Below are 14,458 nucleotides of genomic sequence, written 5' to 3'. Positions count from 1 at the left end.
AATGAAATTATATTATATTAAAGGAGATGAATGTTATGTTTATGGATTTCATTCGTAACAACAAAGTGGTAGCAGGAATATTGACGGTATTGCGAGTTTATATTGGGTATACATGGTTAATGGGTGGTATTGGAAAAGTTACTAGTGGTGGATTTGATGCAAGTGGTTTTATTCAAGGAGCCGTTGCAAACTCTGCAGGAGAAGGTGCTACCGTGCAAGCTTGGTGGGGAACATTCCTCAATACTGTTGCAGTGCCAAACGCAGGATTGTTTAGCTTTATGGTCATGTGGGGCGAAGTATTAGTAGGTGCAGCACTTATTCTAGGTGTCTTCACAAACTTCGCTGCACTGATGGGGATCACAATGAACTTTGCCTTCCTATTCAGTGGAACAGTTAGCACAAATGCACAAATGGTAGTCATTACAGTATTCCTAATTGTAGCTGGATTTAATGCAGGTAGATATGGTTTAGACAGATGGGTATTACCTATCTTGAAAGACCACACTCCAATCATTAAAGATAAAGTAAAAAAAGAAGTAGTAGCTGCATAAATATCTTTTAAAGAGCCAATCCAGACGAAGGATTGGCTCTTTTGCTATGTAATGGGTCACATTATTAGTTCGTGTATGTTTATTTTCCAATCAGATTGTGAAACATACGTAATACAATATTGAAAAGGAGATTACATACAATGAATCGTTTGACGAAACTTATATCCGTATTACTGGTTGCTATATTTTTAACAGCATGTGGCACAAACAACGAGGAAGAAACGGATACACAAAATCAGGAGAATACTTCATCAGAAAGCAATCCAAATCAAGAAGAACAAACGGTAGAGACAAATGCTACCGCAGAGGAAGAAGTTTTAGTTTCGCTGAAAAACGCAGAAGACATGCTAGTTGGAACAGCAACATTAACGGAACGCGATTCTGGAGTTAGCATTCATTTGGAAGGTGAAAATCTTCCGCCTGGAACTCACGGATTTCATATCCACGAAACAGGGGTATGTGAGCCACCCGAATTTGCTTCTGCAGGTGATCACTATAATCCTACTGGTGCAAAACATGGTTTCGACCATCCGGAAGGACCACATGCAGGCGACCTTGAGAATATTATTGTATCTGATGATGGTACGGTAAATGTGGAAGTGATTGCAGATATGGTAACACTGGAACAGGGAGCTGAGAATACATTGCTTACAGATGAAGGAACAGCACTAATTATACATTCCGGTGCAGACGATTATATTTCTCAACCCTCAGGTGATGCTGGGGACAGAATTGCTTGTGGTGTAATTGGAGAATAAACGGAAGTAGTCCAATAGAATCAATTTCCGCTAAAATAGAATATATGTTCTATTTTAAATGATGATTAAGCTATAATAGACAAAGATAATGTTCTCTTGGTGTATGTGGCTAACCCTTTTCATGAAGGGGGGAATGCCTATGAGCATGTATGAAGTGATGATGGTTTTGGGGAGTTTTGGTACATTTCTGATTGCATTGCTCGCATTGGTCACTACGTTGATCAATAAAAAATAGGCCTCCCTATTAGCCTTCTAAAGTTAGTAAGGAGAGGCCTTTGCAGTCAGCAGCCGATTCCACTTGGGAACCGCTTATCTGATGGCCCAGTGACAGCTGGGCCTTTTTATTATATTTAATATCCAATTAAAGTATACCATATTTTAATCGCTTGACAATTGATTCATTTCTTTTGCGTTCAGTCTCCTGTATAATATGCTATTAATGATGGGCAGAGGGAGTTTTTTATGAATCAGCAGACAAAGGGGCAAGTTATACCGGTACAGAACAAAATTTGGACACGTGATTTTTTGTTTATTTGGATTGCTAACTTTTTTGTTTTTCTCGGGTTTCAAATGACCTTACCAACCATTCCGTTATTCGTTAAGGATCTTGGCGGAAGTGACCAGATGGTAGGAATGATTGTAGGGGTCTTTACATTTTCGGCACTTCTTATCCGACCGTATGCTGGTCACGCCTTGGAATCAAAAGGCCGAGGATTTGTTTACATGGTAGGTCTCGGGATATTTGTAATTGCCGTTGGTGCTTATGCATTTACAGCAAGTATGTTCCTTTTAATCATCATACGTATGGTGCAAGGAATTGGTTGGGGGTTTTCCACAACAGCAGGAGGCACAATTGCAACGGATCTCATTCCACCGAAAAGACGGGGAGAGGGTATGGGCTACTTTGGTCTTTCCGGTAATATAGCACTTGCTTTCGGTCCGGCTCTGGGTCTAACCCTTGCAGGCATCCTTCCATTTTCCTGGCTTTTTCTCATCTGTGCCGTTTTTGGATTTATCGCACTACTATTTTCTGCAAAAATTCATTATGTAGCGGTCGAACAATCACCACATAAAACGGAAACGATGAGATTTGATATTTTTGAAAAAACAGCATTACAGCCATCGATTCTTCTATTTTTCATAACCGTAGCCTTTGGGGGAATTGCAACATTCCTTCCATTGCATGCAATGGAGCAAAATGTTTCTGGCATACAATTATACTTTCTTGTTTTTGCTATATTTATCATGGTATCCAGAACGTTTGCCGGGAAACTTTATGATCGGAAAGGGCATCGGTATATTTTTCTCCCAGGAGCATTGCTGATTTTCATCTCTATGCTCCTTCTATCCTGGTTACCGAATACGACCACGATGTTGATTGCAGCTGGGTTATTTGGACTTGGATTTGGTGGTGTACAGCCGGCACTACAAGCATGGGCCGTCGATCGGGCGCCTAACAATCGTAAAGGCATGGCCAACGCGACCTTTTTTTCCTCCTTTGACCTCGGAGTGGGAATCGGTGCAATTGGATTTGGCCAGGTTGCTTCATTTTCCAGCTATTCCACCATATACATAGCATCAGCAGTGTCAGTAGTTGCAGCCATGATTATTTATGTATTTCTGGTCTTGAAAGTGAAGGAGAAATAAGTTCGATTATTTCTAAAAGACGATGATTTCGTATACAATAAAAGAATCAGATACTAGAAGGTGGGTTCCTTGTATTTTGAAAAAAATAAGTGAAATTAACATCCAGAAATTATTCCCAGCTGTGATTTACAGACGAGGAATGGATTATTATAAACAAAATAAGGTGAGCGATCTTTTATATGATATAAATTACCAGGTTTGGACTGCGACTGTTCATGGATCAGAAGATTACTTTGTGGAGATTAACATGAAGGACTTCGGCAAGGGATCAATCGATACGTATTGTGACTGCCCTGCCTTTGATACGTTTGGATCCTGCAAACATATAGCAGCAACGTTGATTAGTATTGTTAACAAGGAGGCAGATATATCAAATGTACCTGTCAAACCCAATTACCAATTGACTAACAGCTTTATACAAGCAATCAGCCAGGTCCCACTACAAAATAAAACGACCGAGATTTTGACTGACAAAATTCCAATGCATGTGGAATATTATTGCAATTGGACATTTGATAAAAACCTAAAACTTGAAATACGTACCGGTGAAAAGCATTGCTATGTTGTAAAGGATGCTTTTGAATTCCTGCGCGATGTACTTCAGGGCCGTGATCACTATTTCACTAAGAAATTTGCCTATAATCCGGATACGCATTATTTTTTACAAAAGGATTACGAAATATTTGAGACGCTTTTTTCCATTAAACGGAATGAAGAAATTTATCATAGCTCCTATTACAACATGGAGGGGAGTGGTGGTGATAAACGGTATTTAACGATTCCACCTCTGGCAGCAAAGATGTTGCTTGAAAAACTTTCAGAAAGAGACTTTACCGTTGAAGCAAAGGGAAAAAGCTTTCGCAATGTCGCGATAGAGAAGGATACATTACCATTTAACTTTTCCGTTACGAAAAATGATCAGAATGATTTAATGCTGAAAATGGGAGATGCTGACGGGGCAACCTATTTCCAGTTATATGAAATGATGTTTCATCAGGGGATTTTTTATTACCCTGCAAAGGAACAAGTGCAGATTCTTGAAGAAATATCCCGTTTCGGTATGAATGATCTTGAGCTCCCTATTCAAAAAGCACAGGCAGATACGTTCCTATCAGAAGTCATGCCTTCCTTGAAAAAAATTGGGAATGTAGAGGTTTCGGAAAAAATTACTGCAGAAATTGTTCAATTGCCATTACAGGCGAAACTATATCTTGAAGTGAAAGCAGATTGGATTACAGGGAAATTGGAGTACCATTACGGTGACCAATCGATTAATCCATTTACTGGCCGGAAAGAAAACGATGATGTCATTATTATTCGTGATGTCGAAAAAGAACAGCAAATAATGCAGCTAATTGAACATGCAAATTTCCACTACAACGGCAAGGATTTATACTTGGAGGCAGAGGAGAATGAACTTTATGATTTCCTGTATTATGTTCTGCCACTGCTGGATGACTATGTTGAGTTGTTCTTAACACAAGAAATTCGCGGAATGATAGTGGAAAATGGCCCGTTACCAAGTACGAGTGTTCGCTTGGAATCTTCATCAAATCTGTTGGAAATTGGATTTGATATAAACGGTGTAAATGATTCGGAAATCAATGAAATCCTAAATGCAGTCATCGAGAAAAAACGGTACTATCGCTTAGGCAGCGGAGAATTGCTGTCGTTGGAAGGGGAAGAATATTCTTCCATGAAACGCTTCTTTGAGGATATGGACATTCAAAAAGATGATTTGCAGGGTGGCAATGTGCATATGCCGGTTTATCGAGGAGCACAGCTAGATGAGCTGATTGATACGAAGAAGAATTATGATCCTTCCTTCCGCCATTTGCTGAATCAGTTAAAATCACCGGAAGATCAAGTATATGAACTACCTGAAACGCTCACGGCTTCTTTACGGAACTATCAGTTGACAGGTTTTCAATGGTTTAAGTCATTGAGTAATTACCATCTTGGAGGCATTTTGGCAGATGATATGGGACTTGGGAAAACCTTGCAAGCTATTGCATATCTTGCTTCTGAATCAGAGGGCGAAACAAGTGGTCCGCATCTAATTGTAGCTCCTTCATCGGTTGTTTATAATTGGAAAAATGAATTTGAGAAGTTTTCACCAAACCTTACTTCCGTTGTACTTACTGGAATTCCCGATGAAAGACATGAGTTGATTGAAAACTCGGCTGATATCGATGTTTGGATTACTTCCTATGCCACATTAAGACAGGATATTGACATTTATCGTGAAATGAATTTCCAAACGATGATTCTTGATGAAGCACAGTTTATTAAAAACTATGCTACAAAAACATCCCGAGCAATTCGTGAAATAACAGCTACACGTCGATTTGCACTAAGTGGGACTCCAATAGAAAATTCGATAGATGAATTATGGGCCATTTTTCAGGTGGTCTTACCAGGACTTATGCCAAATCACAGGAGCTTTAAACAATTATCAAATGAAAAAATAGCTATGATTACACGGCCATTTATTTTAAGACGATTGAAAAAAGATGTTTTAAAAGAACTTCCTGATAAGATTGAATCGGTACATGTTTCTGAACTCACAAAGGAACAGAAAGATTTATATGTTGGTTATTTGCGGCAGGTACAGCAGGAAGCAGCAGAATCCATTAAAGATAGTGGTTTCAACCAAAATCGGATGAAAATACTCGCAGGACTAACTCGTCTGCGTCAGATTTGTTGTCACCCAGCATTGTTTATTGAAAACTATGAAGGGTATTCCGGAAAGCTAGAGCAATTGATGGAAACAATCAAAACTGCGATGGAAAATGGAAAACGTATGCTAATTTTTTCCCAATTCACAAGCATGCATGAAATTATTAAAGGACGTTTGGAGAAAGAAGGATATGGTTACTTCTATCTTCATGGGCAAACCCCATCGAAGGAACGTGTAGAAATGAGTGAACGATTTAATAATGGAGAAAATAATATTTTTCTTATTTCTCTAAAAGCAGGTGGGACCGGTTTGAATCTTACGGGCGCAGATACAGTGATTCTATATGATTTATGGTGGAACCCGGCAGTCGAGGACCAGGCTACAGGTCGTGCACATAGGTTCGGTCAAAAGAATGTTGTTCAGGTAATTCGTCTTGTAACAGAAGGAACAATAGAGGAAAAAATATATGACTTACAGCAAAAAAAGCGTGAATTGATTGATCAGGTTATTCAACCGGGTGAAACGATGCTTTCCAGTTTGAGTGAAGATGATGTAAAGAAATTGCTGAGTTTGTAAAGAGAGGTACTATGTACCTCTCTTTTGTTGTTTGCATTTCTTTAAAAAGGGAATTATAAAAGATAACAAACAAGGAAGGGATGAGGTATAGATGACAAAAAATATGATTGCATATTTCAGGACGGAAAACGATGCAGAATCCGCACGTTCGACACTGCAAACACTGAAAGTATCCAACTTAATCATAGACAGTATTCCTGAAGCGAATGAGGGTACCGCGTATATCCCAATTGCTCCCTTAGGTCCTACGTGGGGAGGCAAAGGTGTCGTCGGATTTAGTAATCTGACAGAAGATGAAGCTTCACATGGCAGTGATTACCCGGTAACGCATATGCTGGAGGTACAAATCGAAGAAGAAGACATTGAGGAAGCAATGAAAATATTAATGGAGAACAATGGATTTGAAATAGAAAAATAAGAAATACGAAAGATAGGTGTTTAGTTACCTACTTCCATATTTCTTATGAGGTAAGAATGCAATTAATTCACGCACATTAACCGTTAAAGAATATGCCCATACGTGGCTAGCGGGCGCTTCTGCTTTTGTTCTATTACTAATTCAGTGTGAATAACTTTCTTGGCCTACCTTTTAAATAGGGTCGTTCTTCACCAGATACTCTGATAACATCTCCCGTTAAGAGTTTATTAACCGTTCGCTCTGCGCTCCGTTTAGTAACTTTGTAAAAGGTTGCGATATCATTAGAAGAAAAGGGCTCATTATTTCGATCGGTAATAAAGTCAATGAAATTATAAGATAGTTCATTATTCAATCTAGCTTTATGGATGAGTGCATGGAACAAGTTTGATGTATCGATATCCCGTTTAATACCAATCGGCCCTATGGTGTCCTGGCGTTCATTTACAATATAACAAAGACTTCGACTATCTTTACTGGACTTGTCCAGTGCAAGAAGCGCATTCTCTTCGGATTCTTTTGCATTAAGTCCAAGTCCATATCCCATATCAATCGGCATACTTAAAGTGGATTGAATTTCACTGAGAAGCGGGAAATTACGATAATGATTCTGCAGATGATCGAGTAACTTCTTTGTTCCCACAATAACAAAATGGTCATTTCTATTATGAGAAAGAAGGGCATCTGACTGCTTCCCAAAATGTATTAGAATCTGCTTCAATTTATAAATATTCTCTTCATAAATTTCCTGTTTTTCAGCGTGAACTGCTTCCGTGTCCTTAATCCGGATATACCCGGTCACAAGCTGTGCGCCTTTGCTTTGATTTAATACAGTAAGGGAATTGGCTTGTTGAATTGCCTGTTTGAGATTGATGTCAGGAATAATCATCGCGCTGACAGGTATTCCATAATTTTTCATATGGGATTCGACTTCTTTACTGGATGAAAGAACATAGTCTATCTTTCCGTCATCCCACAGTTTCTTATGAAAGGAAGCAATTTTCTCGATATCAGGCGACTCATCTTTTCCATAACTGTACGAATAAATCTGTTTCTCATTAAAATCTAACTCTTTTCCTACCTCTTCCATATGCTTTCCATTCAGAATATCAAGGGAAATTCTGTTAAGTTCCTGACTGTACTTCTGTTTAAGTCTGTAGAGAGAACTGAGAATCATATATTCGTCGTTTTCGACTACTACAGCTGGTAGTTTTTTTCTTTTTATTTTTTCACGTGCATAGGAGTAAGATAAAGGATCTGTAAATAAATATACGTCACACATAAAAGCATTTTCAATCATTTCCGTGACTTCTTTTGAATGTGAATAGGTAAAAGGGAGAATTTCTATATTCTCGTATTCTTCTATGAAAGTATGGACGCGTTCTATTGTTTCTGCTCTGCCAAATACTGCTATTTTCGTTTTCACTTCATTTCACTCCAATGTTATGTATTCATCAACCAAGTAATCCATTAACAGTTTTCCAATTGCGGTAATGTAGTTTTGGGCATCACCGTTGTTTTCCCAACCTTCCGTGAGAATGGCTGCCTCTACTATTTTTCCGTCAGCTTCCATTATTGCTGCATCATGTTCCACCCCGTGTAATTCGCCGGTCTTGTGATAGATTTTTATTCGGGAACCTGTTTGTTGAAAAGCAGATAGCTTACTATTAAATTGTTGATTACTTAATATTTCTAGAATTTCGCTACGACTGTCTATGGAAAAGTAGTCGTTTTCTCTGGAGAAAAGTTTCAGAAGACGTATAATATCATCTGCTGTGGTAGCGTTTTCATTTTCTTCCAAATTCGCTCGTTCGTCCATGAATTTCCTTTTAATAAATGTTTGATTGCAACCTATCCTGTTTGCAAATCGATTCGTGCGATCAAGTCCGACCGAATCAAGTAAGATGTTAGAAGCAGTATTATCTGAAACGATTATCATTAGCTCTAGCAAATTTTGATAGCTATAAACGTGGGAGTTCGTCAAATACTTGATAACCCCAGACCCTTCTACCATCTTGTCCGAATTAATATACACAAGTTTGTCCAATGAAAGATGACTTTTTTCAACTTGCTGGTATATTTCTCCCATAATAAATAATTTGGCAAGGCTGGCAGCTTTTCGTGGTGTGGCGGCGTTAATACTTATATTACCTTCATCTGTATGAATTGCGATGGAGAATTTATCAACGACATCTTTTGTTAATGAAAGCAACGCAATTTCCAATTGTTTAAGAAGCATTTAATTCCCCTTTCATTTCAGAGATAAAAAAATATAACTATTAACGACTATCATATTGAATTTTCATAATATTGTCAAGAAACCTTTGGAAGAGATACCAGTTTTATGTGCTAAAAGAAATGTCGTTTTCTGCGACTTCTTAACCGTCCTCCCTAAACAGGTATATCAAAATTAATTTGACAATATTACAAAATTCAAGGTAAGATAATTTTATTACACTATATACAATAGGGGGAGTTTTAATGAAGAAGAAGAATTTGTTTTCGACAGCTGCTTTGTTATTGGCAATGATTTTATTCTTGGCTGCGTGTGGCGGAGATGACAGCGATAACAATACAGACGATGGAGCGTCTTCAGATGGGGAAGAAAAATTAGAATTCTTACAAATGCTAACAGGTGGAACGAGCGGTACATATTACCCGCTTGGTGGAGAGATGGCTACAAATATTACAGAAGCAACAGGTATTCAAACGGACGCGGTTTCCTCAAACGCTTCTGCTGATAATGTAATTGCCTTACAAGAAGGTGAAGCAGAACTTGCCTTCGTACAAACCGACGTTGTAGCAAATGCTGTGGAAGGTATTAATGCTTTTGATGGTAACCCGGTTGACAATGTGCAAGCAGTAGGATCACTATACCCTGAGACGATTCAAATTGTTACTTCAGCTGATTCAGGTATTGCTTCTGTTGAAGATTTAGCTGGTAAAACAGTTTCTGTAGGTGCTCCGGGTTCAGGAACTTATATTAATGCAGAACAAATTCTAGAAATTCATGGAATGACGATGGATGATATAGATGCTCAAAACCTTGACTTTGGTGAATCAACGGGTGGTATCCAGGATGGAAATATTGATGCAGCATTCATTACAGCTGGTACGCCAACTGGTGCTGTAGAAGGTCTATCTGCTACAGTTGATGTTTCAATTGTTTCAATTTCACAGGATAAAATCGGCGAAATGGTTGAAAAATATCCATACTATGCTGAAGATACAATCGCGGCAGGAACTTATGGGCTTGAAGAAGATGTAACTACAGTTGCGGTACTTGCTATGCTTGCCGTTGCAGACAGTGTTCCAGAAGATACTGTATATGAACTAACAAAAGCAATTTATGAAAATGCATCCAGCATGGCTCATGCAAAAGCTGAATTTATTACACCTGATTCAGCATTAGAAGGCATTGGCATTGATGTACATCCTGGTGCACAGAAGTATTTTGATGAAGAAGGAATTACTGCAGAATAGGTATAATCAAATAACAGGAATGGCCGACTGTCCATCTTTGGTTGTCGGCTATTTTTTGATTTTCATTGTAACCTACCAGATTTTATTTTTAGGTGGATAAAAAATGCGACATAGAATAAGAAATGTTTTCATACTTATTGTATTCCTTAGTATAATTGGATTTACGCTACTCGTTCCATTTCGTACTTCGTTAGTATTTTATGAAAAAAACACCGATCATCTAGAGGCATTATTGCCGATTTCAATCGGAGATACATTCCAATTAATATTCACACATTCGATTCACTTAACAGATGTTGTTGAGAAATATGAAGTGACTGATAAATATCATATGAAACAATATGAAATTGTGTATGAAGAATTCGGTATTGGTATGCCTTCAAACGCCCAAAAAGGTGAGACTTTCATATATGAAGATGGAAAATATCACATAAAGGATCTGGACAATTATTTTTCCACGATGAAAGTCAGAAATGGTAAAACAGTTTCCGAGAATCGCCTAGCATGGGAAACTACCTCATCCAACATAAACACCTCCCGAGAGAAGCACGAAGTTTGGTTTAATGATTATTTTGAGCCTGGTGCCTGGTATACAGTTAAAATAGAGAAATTAACCTTATGGGAATATTTGAAAGGAGTGAAAATTCATGAGTGATAAAAAAGATCAATATGAATTAACGGCAGAAGAACAACAGGAGTTATTAGAGAAATATGATACCGAATCAAGCACTCGCGATGTCGGTGGGATTATTGGTAAAGTAATCTTTTTGACTTTAATCGCATTTTCTTTATTTCAGATTTACACTGGGATATTCGGACAGTATACAGCTTACATACAACGAACAGTTCACTTAGGGTTTGCATTATCACTGATATTCCTTTTGTATCCGGCAAGAAGAAAAACAAAGAAAAATTCCATCCCATGGTATGACTATGTGCTTGTAGTGCTGTCGATTATTGTATCTGCCTATTGGCCGTTATTTTACGATACACTCGTACAGCAAATTGGGGGTATTGAAGGTACACAAGTAATTATTGGGGGATTAGCAATATTACTAGTTTTAGAAGCTGCTAGACGAGCGGTCGGCCTTCCAATTACGGTTATCGCTGTATTTTTTCTCATTTATGCTTTATTCGGTCCAAATATGCCCGGAATGCTGGCACACCGTGGACTCAGTTTAGAACAATTGATTGACTCGATGTTCTTTACAACAGAAGGTATTTTAGGTACTCCATTACAAGTATCATCAACATTTATCTTCTTATTCCTGTTGTTTGGAGCGTTTCTTGTTCAAACTGGTGTCGGTCAATATTTTAATGACTTGGCGATAGCAATTGCAGGTAAACGTACTGGTGGACCAGCGAAGGTTGCCATTTTTTCAAGTGCATTGAATGGTACAATTTCAGGAAGTTCTGTAGCAAATACGGTTACTACAGGTTCGTATACCATTCCAATGATGAAAAAACTTGGATATCATAAAAACTTTGCTGGAGCAGTAGAGGCTGCAGCATCTACTGGTGGGCAAATCATGCCGCCGATTATGGGAGCAGCTGCATTCCTTATGATTGAATTTGCTGGGGAAAGCTACTGGAATATTGCTAAAGCAGCAACGATTCCGGCTATATTATATTTTGCGGGTATCTGGATCATGACCCATCTAGAGGCAAAAAGGATTGGTCTGCTCGGTCTGCCTGACAAAGATATTCCAAGTAAACTTTCTGTATTGAAAAAAGTACATTTACTATTACCAATTTTAGCGATTGTATACTTCTTATTTGTCGGAATGAGTGTAGAGAGGGCTGCACTTTATGGTATTTTAACAACCATTATCGTCAGCTTGTTTAGAAAGGATACTCGAATAACACCAAGCAAGTTCATCGTTGCATTGCAATCAGGTGCCAGAACTGCTTTGGGTGTAGCTGCAGCAACTGCTTGTGCAGGTATTATTGTCGGTGTTGTAACGAAAACAGGTTTGGGTCTGAAGCTTGGGAATAGTCTAGTAAGTATTGCAGGTACACTGGCTAATTCAGTGGAAGCGCAATTGCTTCTAACATTATTCTTTACGATGATTACTTCCATTATTTTAGGAATGGGATCACCGACAACAGCCAACTATATTATTACGTCAACCATAGCATTACCGGCAATTATAGCATTGAATGATAATCTTGAAGTGGCTATTCCAGTGCTTGCAGCGCATATGTTTGTTTTCTATTTTGGTATTGTCGCCGATATTACACCTCCTGTTGCTTTAGCTGCCTTTGCTGCAACGGGGATATCTGGAGGAGAACCAATACGTACAGGGTTTAATGCAGCAAAACTTGCCATTGCAGCATTTATTATTCCATATATGTTTGTGCTAAATCCGACGCTTTTAATGATTGATGCGACATTTATGGATATAGCCTGGGCACTCCTAACGGCACTCGTTGGAATGATGGCTATCGGTGCCTGCATGATTGGCTACTGGTATAAACCACTTAACTGGTTTGAAAGAATTATTACACTGATTACAGGCTTAATGTTATTGTATCCAGAGGGAAATACAGATATCTTTGGTCTAGGGATATTCATCGTTCTTCTAATTATACAAATCATTAACCGGGAAGATAAAAAAGGTCAACCGCAACAATCAGGTAGTAAAGCATAGAAGTAAATTATAATAAAGGTGATCGGGTGCGTATCCGGTCACCTTTATTCGTTGGACAAAATGATAGGTTAAAAGCGCTACGTGTGGCGTGCTCTATCATTTTTCTGTTATGCTTCTCATAGGTAGAAGTAAATAATATTAAAAATCATTGGAGATTATATATGAAACTAGTTATCAAGCTTATTAGTATAGGAGTTATATCTGGGTTCATACTCGGTGGATTGTTTAAGTTTATAGAACAGTTTACAGGGAAAACCGTTTATGTACTACTAATGAATATAGACTATTTCCCTATAATTGGGAAATGGAAAATAAGTGAGACAGTTGAATTTGGGTTACATGTAATCATTTCTATTCTGCTCGTATATGCCATTTACTTTTTGTTCAGAAGATGGAATATAACTACCCGATTAACACCTTATATTCTAGTAAGTGGTGTAGTCGGTGGTATGCTGTATATGACAACTGTTTTATCAGAACGAACGCCGGATATTGATGATTTCACAGCTTTTATTTACTGGTTTGGCGGTCATATCCTATATGGCATGGTAGTTTGGTTTTTAGTAATCATTTTGATAGATAAAAGGAAAGATAGAAATGACAATCAAGAGAAAAGTTAAACAAGCTATAAATCAAGTTTTAGTGATAACACTATCACTAATTGGTGTTTTTCTGATCCTTTCATTCGTGACCTACGAAAAGCCGGATCATGTACCAAAGAAAACCTCTGCATTGATTAGTGAGGAAGTGCGAAGTTATGAACCGTTGGTCGATAAATATGCGAAAGAATATGATGTAACTGAACACGTGGATGTTATTTTGAGCATGATGATGCAGGAATCAGGAGGACGAGGCACTGATCCAATGCAATCATCCGAGAGCTACTGCGGGCAGGTGGGCTGTATTGAGGATCCGGAGCTATCTATTAAACAGGGAGTCTATTATTTTTCTAAAACATTAGAGGATGCCAATGGTGACCTGGAATTGGCTATTCAATCCTATAATTTTGGACGGGGATTTATTGATTATGTTCATGAACAAATGGGTACATATTCTGTAGAGACTGCTATTGATTTCTCCCAGCATATGTATGAAAATGCTCCCGACAAATCGATATATACATGCCTGCGTAAAGAAGCTAAACAATATGATGCCTGTTATGGAGATATATATTATGTGCAATCTGTTATGCAGTATAGGGACGTATTAGCATTAGAATAAAGAAACTGGTAAGATGAAGAAAAGCAAAGTGGGTACGCTTTAGCGAAACTACTAGACAATAATAACCTTAATGGGAGGAATTCAAATGGTAAAAGCAATTCAGACAGAAAAAGCACCAGCGGCAATTGGTCCATATTCACAAGCAATTCAGGCGGGGGACTTTTTATATGTTTCCGGACAGATACCAATCAACCCTCAATCAGGCGAAGTCGTTGATGGAATTGCAAATCAAACGAAACAAGTATTGGAAAATTTAAATGCAATTTTGGATGAAGCAAATACTGACTTTAATCAAGTTGTTAAGTTTACCATTTACTTATCCTCGATGGAAAATTTTGCGGAAGTCAATGAGATTTATGGTCGTTTTCTAACAGAACCATATCCTGCCAGAGCGACGGTTGAAGTGAGCCGTTTACCTAAAGATGTTTTAATTGAAATGGATGTTATAGCATATACCAAATAGCAGGAGGTAATTA

The 14,458-nt window shown here is 38.1% G+C and carries 14 protein-coding genes; 12 read left to right on the top strand and 2 right to left on the bottom strand.

What is annotated here, in order from left to right; all coding sequences use genetic code 11:
- Positions 1–35 precede the first annotated feature (35 nt).
- The 6 genes from ACHABU_RS08085 to ACHABU_RS08060 all read left to right on the top strand — a co-directional run bounded on the left by ACHABU_RS08085 (position 36) and on the right by ACHABU_RS08060 (position 6,630).
- On the top strand, positions 36–551 hold the full coding sequence (locus ACHABU_RS08085) for a DoxX family protein (protein WP_435764155.1): 516 nt from the start codon (positions 36–38) through the stop codon (positions 549–551).
- Positions 552–691: 140 nt separating this feature from the next.
- A complete protein-coding gene (locus tag ACHABU_RS08080) occupies positions 692–1,309 on the top strand; it encodes a superoxide dismutase family protein (RefSeq protein ID WP_435764152.1) in 618 nt (205 codons plus the stop codon).
- Between the two features lie 139 nt (positions 1,310–1,448).
- Positions 1,449–1,544: a putative holin-like toxin gene (locus tag ACHABU_RS08075; RefSeq protein ID WP_157087709.1), complete on the top strand. Its 96-nt coding sequence runs from the start codon at positions 1,449–1,451 to the stop codon at positions 1,542–1,544.
- 227 nt (positions 1,545–1,771) lie between these two features.
- Entirely contained in the window at positions 1,772–2,956 is a 1,185-nt protein-coding gene (locus ACHABU_RS08070) for an MFS transporter (RefSeq protein ID WP_435764149.1), read from the top strand.
- Between the two features lie 76 nt (positions 2,957–3,032).
- Complete coding sequence (locus ACHABU_RS08065) at positions 3,033–6,212, top strand: SNF2 helicase associated domain-containing protein (RefSeq protein ID WP_435764147.1); 3,180 nt, start codon at positions 3,033–3,035, stop codon at positions 6,210–6,212.
- A gap of 91 nt (positions 6,213–6,303) precedes the next feature.
- The gene (locus ACHABU_RS08060) at positions 6,304–6,630 is read left to right on the top strand and encodes a hypothetical protein (protein ID WP_435764144.1); all 327 of its coding nucleotides are present in this window, start codon (positions 6,304–6,306) and stop codon (positions 6,628–6,630) included.
- A gap of 136 nt (positions 6,631–6,766) precedes the next feature.
- On the opposite strand, the gene ACHABU_RS08055 is transcribed toward ACHABU_RS08060, so the two are convergent.
- Complete coding sequence (locus ACHABU_RS08055) at positions 6,767–8,053, bottom strand: hypothetical protein (protein ID WP_435764141.1); 1,287 nt, start codon at positions 8,051–8,053, stop codon at positions 6,767–6,769.
- Positions 8,054–8,059: 6 nt separating this feature from the next.
- The gene (locus tag ACHABU_RS08050; protein WP_435764138.1) at positions 8,060–8,866 is read right to left on the bottom strand and encodes a serine hydrolase; all 807 of its coding nucleotides are present in this window, start codon (positions 8,864–8,866) and stop codon (positions 8,060–8,062) included.
- 242 nt (positions 8,867–9,108) lie between these two features.
- Here ACHABU_RS08050 and ACHABU_RS08045 point away from each other — a divergent pair, with 242 nt between their 5' ends.
- The 6 genes from ACHABU_RS08045 to ACHABU_RS08020 all read left to right on the top strand — a co-directional run bounded on the left by ACHABU_RS08045 (position 9,109) and on the right by ACHABU_RS08020 (position 14,445).
- Positions 9,109–10,110 (top strand): TAXI family TRAP transporter solute-binding subunit, encoded by a 1,002-nt coding sequence (locus ACHABU_RS08045; RefSeq protein WP_435764136.1) that lies wholly within the window; start codon positions 9,109–9,111, stop codon positions 10,108–10,110.
- 103 nt (positions 10,111–10,213) lie between these two features.
- Complete coding sequence (locus tag ACHABU_RS08040; protein WP_435764133.1) at positions 10,214–10,765, top strand: DUF1850 domain-containing protein; 552 nt, start codon at positions 10,214–10,216, stop codon at positions 10,763–10,765.
- Positions 10,758–12,761 (top strand): TRAP transporter permease, encoded by a 2,004-nt coding sequence (locus tag ACHABU_RS08035; protein WP_435764130.1) that lies wholly within the window; start codon positions 10,758–10,760, stop codon positions 12,759–12,761. The genes ACHABU_RS08040 and ACHABU_RS08035 overlap by 8 nt, the downstream gene beginning before the upstream one ends.
- A gap of 161 nt (positions 12,762–12,922) precedes the next feature.
- Entirely contained in the window at positions 12,923–13,381 is a 459-nt protein-coding gene (locus tag ACHABU_RS08030; protein WP_435764127.1) for a hypothetical protein, read from the top strand.
- Entirely contained in the window at positions 13,359–13,982 is a 624-nt protein-coding gene (locus ACHABU_RS08025) for a lysozyme family protein (protein ID WP_435764125.1), read from the top strand. Before ACHABU_RS08030 ends, ACHABU_RS08025 begins: the two co-directional genes overlap by 23 nt.
- Before the next feature lie 85 nt (positions 13,983–14,067).
- The gene (locus tag ACHABU_RS08020) at positions 14,068–14,445 is read left to right on the top strand and encodes a RidA family protein (protein WP_435764122.1); all 378 of its coding nucleotides are present in this window, start codon (positions 14,068–14,070) and stop codon (positions 14,443–14,445) included.
- Positions 14,446–14,458 lie beyond the last annotated feature (13 nt).

Source organism: Oceanobacillus sp. CF4.6 (assembly GCF_051262635.1).
Taxonomy (GTDB): Bacteria; Bacillota; Bacilli; order Bacillales; family Amphibacillaceae; genus Oceanobacillus.
The sequence above is the reverse complement of the archived record's forward strand: the minus strand, read 5'-3'. Positions and strand labels throughout refer to the sequence as shown.

Coding starts and splice junctions, on each gene's coding strand:
- ACHABU_RS08050 (WP_435764138.1), bottom strand. CDS start 8,866: ATGCTTCTTAAACAATTGGAAATTGCGTTGCTTTCATTAACAAAAGAT.
- ACHABU_RS08040 (WP_435764133.1), top strand. CDS start 10,214: ATGCGACATAGAATAAGAAATGTTTTCATACTTATTGTATTCCTTAGT.
- ACHABU_RS08020 (WP_435764122.1), top strand. CDS start 14,068: ATGGTAAAAGCAATTCAGACAGAAAAAGCACCAGCGGCAATTGGTCCA.
- ACHABU_RS08030 (WP_435764127.1), top strand. CDS start 12,923: ATGAAACTAGTTATCAAGCTTATTAGTATAGGAGTTATATCTGGGTTC.
- ACHABU_RS08060 (WP_435764144.1), top strand. CDS start 6,304: ATGACAAAAAATATGATTGCATATTTCAGGACGGAAAACGATGCAGAA.
- ACHABU_RS08080 (WP_435764152.1), top strand. CDS start 692: ATGAATCGTTTGACGAAACTTATATCCGTATTACTGGTTGCTATATTT.
- ACHABU_RS08045 (WP_435764136.1), top strand. CDS start 9,109: ATGAAGAAGAAGAATTTGTTTTCGACAGCTGCTTTGTTATTGGCAATG.
- ACHABU_RS08025 (WP_435764125.1), top strand. CDS start 13,359: ATGACAATCAAGAGAAAAGTTAAACAAGCTATAAATCAAGTTTTAGTG.
- ACHABU_RS08035 (WP_435764130.1), top strand. CDS start 10,758: ATGAGTGATAAAAAAGATCAATATGAATTAACGGCAGAAGAACAACAG.
- ACHABU_RS08075 (WP_157087709.1), top strand. CDS start 1,449: ATGAGCATGTATGAAGTGATGATGGTTTTGGGGAGTTTTGGTACATTT.
- ACHABU_RS08085 (WP_435764155.1), top strand. CDS start 36: ATGTTTATGGATTTCATTCGTAACAACAAAGTGGTAGCAGGAATATTG.
- ACHABU_RS08070 (WP_435764149.1), top strand. CDS start 1,772: ATGAATCAGCAGACAAAGGGGCAAGTTATACCGGTACAGAACAAAATT.